The sequence below is a fragment of the Trueperella sp. HMSC08H06 genome (assembly GCF_001808465.1).
Taxonomy (GTDB): Bacteria; Actinomycetota; Actinomycetes; order Actinomycetales; family Actinomycetaceae; genus Trueperella; species Trueperella bernardiae.
This window is the reverse complement of record NZ_KV793356.1, coordinates 26,186-34,326: the sequence shown is the minus strand read 5'-3', so window position 1 is coordinate 34,326 and position 8,141 is coordinate 26,186. Positions and strand designations below refer to the sequence as shown.

Here is an 8,141-nt window from a genome sequence, read left to right as displayed (position 1 = left end):
AACCGCCCACAGGTCAGCAAAACGATCACCCGTGAACTCACCCAACAGGCCCGTGCCACGAGCCGGAATCGACGGACGATCCACGGCCTGGCACGTCCCAGGCTCCGGCTGCGGCTCCGGCTCGGGCTCCGGCTGCGGCTCCGGCTCGGGCTGCGGCTCCGGCGTAGCACAGGTGCCGCCGAGGCGGATCTCGCCAGCGCCACCGAAGACAGCGCCGTTGATGGCATCGAGGCCAACCAGCTTGACGAACTTGCCCTCAACGGCCGGGAACTCCACAACCTGAGGCGCGAGGTCGGCAGTGAAGTTGCCCGTAGCGACCGGATCGCCCCAGTCCTCGCCATCCATCGAGACGTAGATCTCGTAGCCCTTGATGCGACCGTTCGCCGCACCCTGGCGGGTGGTGTACTCGAAACCGGTGAACGTACAGGTCAGGTCGTTATCCGTGACCGCCGCCGGCTCGAGCGTGATGTGGTGCGGGTAGCCCCGCACACTCGGGCTCCACTGGGTGTGCCAGTAGGTGCTGGGATCGCCGTCGATCGCCGCCGCAGCGAAGCCGCTCGGCGCCGGCTCATCGGACGTCTGCTGGGAGCTGAAGTCCGTGACCGTCAGGTCTGACCCACCGATCGGGTTGAGGAGCTCGGCCTTGCTCGGGTCGATGGTCGCGGTCTGCGCGCCCTCGCCCGCCTTGTCGCCGATCATCCAGGTGCCGGTGAAGACCAGATCGCCGGGCTCGGAAGTGCGCGGAGCATCGACCTTCCAGGTCGCCACAGACGCGGCGTCCTTCGTGGCCTCGGTGGCGCCGGCCGTCACCTCCGTGACGGTCCAGCCCTCGGGCGCCTGAAGCTTGTGCGCCACGTCGGTTAGGTCGTCAGCGTAGGAATCCACCGTTGTGGTTACCTCGTAGGTGCGCACGTCGTCGCTCGAGGGCTCAACCTGCTGGACATCCATACTGGTGCCCGGGATCAGCCCGAGGTCCTCCACGCGGAAGTTGTCGATCGTCAGATCGCCCTGGTAGTGGTTGCCCGCCTTGACAATACCGATGAAGGTCGGCTGGGAGCTCGCGCGGAACTGCATCTCGAAGGTCGACGTGCCCTTGCCGGCGTTACCGTCGGCGTCTTGCCAGCCTGTACCGCGGCTCTGCGCGATCGGGTTGCGGGTGTCGATGACTTCCTTCCAGCTATCCCCGGTCGACTCGTCGTGGCCGATGACCAGCTGGTAGTCGCCGTCGTAGCCGGCCTGGTAGTCGAAGCTCACCTTGTAGGTGCGGTTCGCTTCGAGCGGCACCGACGCGGTGGTGGTGCGCAGGATGAGCCCGCCGTTCTCCTGGTGGGCGAGGAGCGACCAGTCGCCGTCGAGCACGTTGTCGATGAGCTTCTGGCCCGCCTCGGTGTTCTGGCCGTTGCGGGTGCCCCACCAGCCGGACTGCGAGTAGGGCTCGTTGCGCAGGGCGAGCTGCGTGCGGGCGTCACCGGTCTGGGTGGAGCCGGTGACGAACGGCCAGTAGCCGGTGTCGGTGTCCTCGAAGTTCGTGAACGCGATGGTCGCGTCTGTCGGGGCCTTGTCGGTCTCCTTGAAGGCCACCACGCGTAGGTCGTCGACCGCCACGGTCGCGTCGCCCTCGCCCACGGTGATGGCGAACGTCATCGCCTTGCCGTCGGTGTGGAAGCGGACGGGCACGCGCTGGAAGCGCGTTTTGAACTTCTCGTCCGACGCCGTGGCATTGATCGCGCCCGACGTGGTGATGGTGGTGGTGGCCACCCCGTCCACGTCCTTCTGGTAGTCGCCCGGTGTCACGACGCCGTCCTTGCCGGTCACGGACACGCTCACCTCGCGCGTCTTACCCGGCTGGATCTCGATCCACGCCCAGGCGGAGTAGTCGCCTTCGGGCAGGGTGATCTCCTGGGAGATCGAGCCCGCGCCCTCGCCGAACTGGGCCTGGTAGTTGCCGCGCTCGGAGGTGGCGACGGTGGCGTCGCCAGTCACGTCGTAACTATCGAGGGTGCCGGAGAAGAAGCCCGGGTCCGTAATTCCGGTGCCCTCGCCCCAGTTCGGGGTGGCGGGCGCGGGAACAGCGCTGCTCGGGTAGAGCACGTAGGCCGTAGTGGCACCGCCGTCGGTAGCCGGGATGGTCACTGAGCCGTCCGAAACCGGCAGGTCGGTGACCTCGGCGCGGCCGGTGGCCGTGAGCTTGAACAGCTTCAGGCTCGACTGCGAGGCCCATGCATTCGTGAGCTTCCAGGTGGTGGCCTCCCCGCTCGGGTTGTAGTAGTACAGGCGATCCTCGCCGCCGTCCTTCCACGGCAGCAAGTAGGTTGCACCGTTCAGCACGGTGGCGCCGTCATAGGTGACCACACGGTCGGTTGCGGAGTCGTACCCGCCAACCGCGGTCTGCGCCGAGGTGACCTCCGTGCCGTTGGCAAAGACCACGCGGCCGGCCTGGCCGTTCGCGGGCTTGGTCCAGGACATGATGTCGGACTGCTGGAGGAACTTCGCCGGGAGGTTCTTCTGCCAGATGCCCTGGATGAAGGTGTTGTAGTTGACGTTGCCCGCCCAGCCCTCGAACTCGCGGACGTTGGTGTTGCCCAGCATCGGATCGGGGTTGAACGTGTCACGGTAAGCGTTTTCCACGAAGCGGATGAGCGTGGAGCTCAGGCCCTTGTTCGTGGTTCCGCCGTAGGGTTCGTCATTGGCCCAGTGGGACCACGTGGACAGGGTGGGAAGCGAATAGGCCCACTCGGAGGCCAGGCGGAAGCCCAGCTCCTGCTGCTGCCTCCACGCGAACGCCTCGGCCTGCCAGCCGCTCTCATAGTAGACGTCCCAGTAGAGCCAGTTGAGGTTCGAATCGGCCGGGAAGTCCTTGCGCAGCTGCGCCAGGCGCTTGAGCACGTTGCCGGTGGCCAGGTCCTTCTTGTCGTTCATCTTGTAGGACTGGTTCATCCAGCCCCACGCGAGCCGCGGCGGCATGCGCAGCTCACACGGAGCGGCCACGCCGTTCGCGGCATCGTCCACGTAGCCGTTCACCCCGTCAGAGAAGCACTTGGCCTCGGAGTAGGACTCGGTGGCGTTGACATGGATACCGAAGGTGGCATTCCAGGCCTTGCCGGCATCCACGAGCTTCTTGAGGTCGGCAAGGCCGCCGGCGCGCTCGTTGTAGTTGTTGCCGTAGTCGCCCTGGGCCGAGTCGTGGCCCTCGGACTGGTAGCCCTTGAGCAGGACCTGCTGGCCGAGGTTATCCGTGGCGAGCGCGATCCGCTTCGTGTCGTCGAGCGTGCGCAGGAAGGGGTGGGTGGCCTGGGAGACGATGTTGAACGGGATGCGGGTGATGACGGTGTTCTTCGTGTCATTCATGCCGACGAACGGGCGCAGCACGTCGCGCGTGGCGATCGCTGCGTCCTGCCAGTCGACAGCCCCGTCCGCGTTCGCGTCAGCCGTGATCTTGACCTGGATGAAGGGATCAGGCTCTTCCCCGATGCCGCTGCCGTCGTCGTACTGCACGACGGCGCCGCCGCGGTGCACCCATTCGTACGGGGAGATGGTGCCGATGCGGTTGCCATTCTGCTCGCGGACCTGGACCGTGTAGCGGTCATTACCCGAGGTGCCGGACACGGCGGTCTGGTCGTCAATCGCATTGGTCTCGAAACCGGCGGCCAGGCCGTTGCCGGCTGCCACCGCCATCCACACCCGTGCAGTCGTGTCGGCGGTGGACGCGACCGTGAGGAAGCTGTCCGGGTTCGCGGCGCGGTTGGTGTTGATCCGCGCGCCGCCCACCATCGCCGTGGCGTCGGCAACCGAGTCCAGCGACACGAGGTCAAGCCCCGGGATCTGGATGCGGTTGATCTTCTTCTCCGGGTCAGTGATGTTCGTGATGCGGTAGTCGAGCACCTGGTCCTTGACCGAGATAACCACATCGAAGGATCCAGACACCGACGGCAGGCTGACCGGGTACGTCACCGCGGTCTTGTCCGCGCTGACGGACGGATCGCCGACGACGACGGGCGTCGCCTTCCCATCAATGTTGACCGAGGTCAGCGCATCGCCGAACTTGCCGGGCATCTGCTTCTCACCCAGCTGGTAGTCCACCACCTGCGGGAAGGCGGGGTGGGTGTGAACGGTGAGCTGGCCGTCCGTGATTTCGGGCGCACCCTCGGGGATAACGACCTCGAGAGGAGCGGCCGGCTCCGGCTCGGTGCCTGGCTCGTTTTCAGCGGCGGTGAAGGCCGCGAACTCGGACAGCGCGGCCACCTGCTCCGCGCTGTCGTTGCCGCCCCATGTGCTGTTAATAGTCACCGCCACGCAACGTGCGGCGGTCGGCTCGAAATCGACGTTGACCGGCGCAAGCTTGCCGGCATCCGGGGCCGCGGGGATCGACTCGTCCGCCACGGACTCAAAATCGGGGACCGAGTCTTTACTGGCGTAGGCCTCCGGGTTCGCGCACTCCGCGTCAGTAGAAACGGAGACGTTGAAATTGCCGAACCGGCCCGAACCGTTAGAGGACTGGCGCGGGGTCAGCACGATACGGCCGAGCCCCTCCACGCTCTCGCCAAGGTCCACGACGAGCTTGTGAGGTAGCGGATCCTTCGCAGGGTTCCACTTCGTGTGCCAATAAGTGTCAGTGTTGCCGTCGAGAACGAGCTTCGCCGGGCCGTTGGCACCTTCGCCCGTGGTCTCGACCGAGTCCGCGTAGGCCACAGACATCCCCGTCTGCGGTATCGGTGAGTATGTATAAGTTACGCCAAAGGCGGGGGCTGTGATCCCGCCTATCGCCAGCGCTGCACCCGCGATGAGCGCCGCACTTCGTTGTGGAGATGATCGCATGTTTTATTCCTGTCGCTGGATTTGTGATCTGTAAAGCCAGCTTGAACGTCAATGTTCACGGCTTCACGCTTCCAGCCTAGACCATGGGAGAACTCATTTCAGCAAAACTGGCAAAATTCGACCACGTCAAAACCGTTCTTTTGCCATATTGGCCAAACCTGCGCGACCACGGGGACCAGGAAACGGGGAGGGAGCCCGCCCGGACTCCCTCCCCTGCCTGCGACTCAGCGCCAGCTACTGGCCGTCGATCTCCTGCTGAGCCTTGACCGCGTCGTCGATCGCCTTCTCCAGCGCCTCCTGAGCCTTGCCGTAGTCCGCCCAGTTGCCCGCGTCCAGCGCGGCCTTCGAATCCTCGATGGCCTTCTTCGCCGAATTCAGCGCGCTATCGAGCCGCTCCTGCACGCTACCCGGCACTGGCGCGATCGGCGCCTGGCTCGGCTCGCTGCGGGGATCCTCAGTCGGCTCCGTGCTCGGCTCCTCCGGCGGCGTCGCACCCTCGAGCGGGGCCTCCTTTTCGCCCACGACGCCGGCATCGCCCGCGTTCACACCCGAATCACCGCCGAAGACCTGGTCGAGGGACTCATCCAGCGTGGGCGCGAAGCCCACGTTGTCACCAAACAGGGTGAGCACGTACTGCAGGGTCGGGTACTGAGTACCCGAGGACGCCTGGACGTAAACCGGCTGGACGTAGAGCAGGCCGTCACCCACGGGCAGCGACAGGAGGTTGCCGCGCATGATCTCCGTGCCGCCCTGCTGGAGCAGGTTGAGATCCGTAGACACCTTCGGGTTGGCCAGCATCGTGTTCTGCGCCTGGCCGGGGCCGGGCACCGTCAGGTCTCGCGGCAGCTCGAGCAGGCTGAGCTTGCCGTAACCTTCGCCCTTGACGCCCCTCTCGTTGCCGGCGTCGCCGGATGCGGCAAGGAAGCCGGTCATGACGTTACGGTTCGTCTGGCCGCCCGGAATGTAGGACGTGGTGAGCGAGAACGCCGTCTGGTCCTCCCCCGGCATCTTGAGGGTGAGGTAGTACGGGGGCTGCTTCGGGGTGGTGGGGCTGGCGGCCTTGGTCGGCTCCAGCGGCACGTTCCAGAAGTCGCCGCCCGAGTAGAACGACTTCGCGTCCGTCACGTGGTAGCGCGCCAGCAGGGTGCGCTGGATCTTGAACAGGTCCTCCGGGTAGCGCACGTGGGCGATCAGATCGCCCGGCATCTCGGACAGCTCGGTGATCTGGCCGGGGAAGATGGACTTCCAGGCGTTGATGATCGGATCGTCGTTGTCCCACTGGTAGAGGGTGACCGAGCCGTCGTAGGCGTTGACCACGGCCTTGACCGAATTGCGAATGTAGTTGATTTCCTCCGGGCGCGGCTGACCCAGGCCGGTCGTCGTCGCATCCGCGGTGGCCTCGGTCAGGGTCTCGCGCGCCGAGTATGGGTAGTTGTTCGACGTCGTGTAGCCGTCGATGATCCACACCAGGTCCTTGCGGGTGGACGGATCGTTGTCCATGTCCACCACCGCGGGCACGGCCTTCGTATCCAGGGTCAGGTACGGAGCTACCTTGCGCACGCGCTCGTGCGGGTCGCGGTTGAACAGGATCTGGGAATCGGAGGTGACGCGGTCAGAGAAGAACAGTTCGGTCGACCTCATCCGGATGGCGTACATGAGCCGCTCGAAGGCGTTGCCCACGCTCGGCCCGCCGTTACCGGTGTAGGTGTTCATCACCTGACCGTTCGGGGCCGTGTCGTCCGGGTAGTCGAGCTCCCACGGGTCCGAGCCCTCCGGTGCGCCCACGATCGAGTACGACGGCGACTGCTGACCGAAGTACACGCGTGGCTCGTAGTCGCCGAGCTGGCCCGTGGACGGGATGCCGGCCTCCCAGAACGCCGGGTCGCCACGCGAAGTAATCGTGTTGCCGTAGGCGGCCGCCACGCCGAAGCCGTGGGTGTAGACCGTGTGGTCGTTGACCCAGGAACGACGCTCGGCGTCCAGACCCCCGAGGTTGAGCTCGCGCACCGCGATCACCGTGTCGCGCGTCTGCCCGTCGATCTCGTAGCGGTCAACCGTGAGCGGGTCCTTGAACTGGTAATACTGCCGGTTCTGCTGGAGCTGGTTGAACGAGGGATCCACGATGTTCGGATCGAGCAGGCGGATCTGCGCCGCCGTCTCCGAGTCCTTGCGCAGCTGGCCCGGCTCGACGTCGGTACGCGCGTCATACTGCTGGGTCTCAACGTGGGCCATGTCGTAGGCCTTGAGCGTGGCGTCAATGTTGCGCTGAATGTAGGTCGATTCGAGCTCGGCCGCGTTCGGGCGCACCTTGAAGTTCTCCACGAGCGCCGGGTAAAGCATCGTCACCACGAGGGCCGTGGCCACCGTGGAGGCGATGCCGATGACGGCTGGCTTCCAGCGGCGCTGCACCGCGGCGACCACGAACAGTCCCGCCACGAGCACCACCACAATCGCCAGGATCGTCAGGCCCGGCTTGGAGGCGTTGATGTCGGTGTAGGTGGCGCCGGAGAAGCGCTGGTTATTGCCCAGCAGCAGGTCATACCGGGCGAGCCAGTAGTTGACGGCAATCATGAGCGTGCCGATCGCGAGCAACACGCCGGCGTGTGCCTGGGCCTTTTTCGACACGGTAAATCCGCGCTGACCCGCCCCGATATCGCCCGTCATCCAGTAGACCACGGCCCCCACCATGAACGATAGGATCACCAAGGTCACCATGAAGCTCATGATCGTGTGGATCGCGGGCAGGGAGAAGACATAGAAGGACACGTCCAGGCCGTATTCGGGGTCCGCCTCCCCGAACGAGGAGCGGTTGATCCACAGAAGGAAGGTCTGCCAGTTGCCGGCCAGGCCCGCGCCGAACAGCAGGGAGACCACCGCGGGCACCACGCCGAAGGTCAGCCACTTGCGCCCCAGCAGCGTGTCGCGGAAGTTGTTCCCGTCGAGGTTAATGACGTTCTCCGGCGTCTTGCGCTCGCGCACCGCGATCCACAGGTTGAGCACGACGACCCCGAACACCAGCACGAATCCGATCGCGCCGAGGGCGATCGACGCGCCGTACTGGGTCCAAAACACGCGCGCGGCCTCAATCTGTTCGTACCACTTGAGCTCGGTCCAAAAACCGGCAAAGCCGATGAGCGCAAACACCAGCAAGCCGAGCACGATCAGCGTGGGGATGAACGCTCCTGGCCGGGCCCGATGCTCCTTTTCGGTGGATGTAGTCAAGATAAACCTCGTTTCATGGCCGCGTTTTGCGGGCATTTCGGCACGTTAGAACTGACAAAACCGTATAACATCTGCCGCGCGGGGCGCCATGCGGTTCACCTAAG

General features: G+C 65.3%; 2 protein-coding genes. Both read right to left on the bottom strand.

Features of this window, described 5'->3' with window-relative positions; genetic code table 11:
* Positions 1-4,689 (bottom strand): endo-alpha-N-acetylgalactosaminidase family protein (locus HMPREF3174_RS05550; protein ID WP_168160565.1); only part of this gene is annotated, 4,689 nt, incomplete at its 3' end.
* 360 nt (positions 4,690-5,049) lie between these two features.
* Entirely contained in the window at positions 5,050-8,037 is a 2,988-nt protein-coding gene (locus HMPREF3174_RS05545) for a UPF0182 family membrane protein (RefSeq protein ID WP_236698661.1), read from the bottom strand.
* Positions 8,038-8,141: the final 104 nt, after the last annotated feature.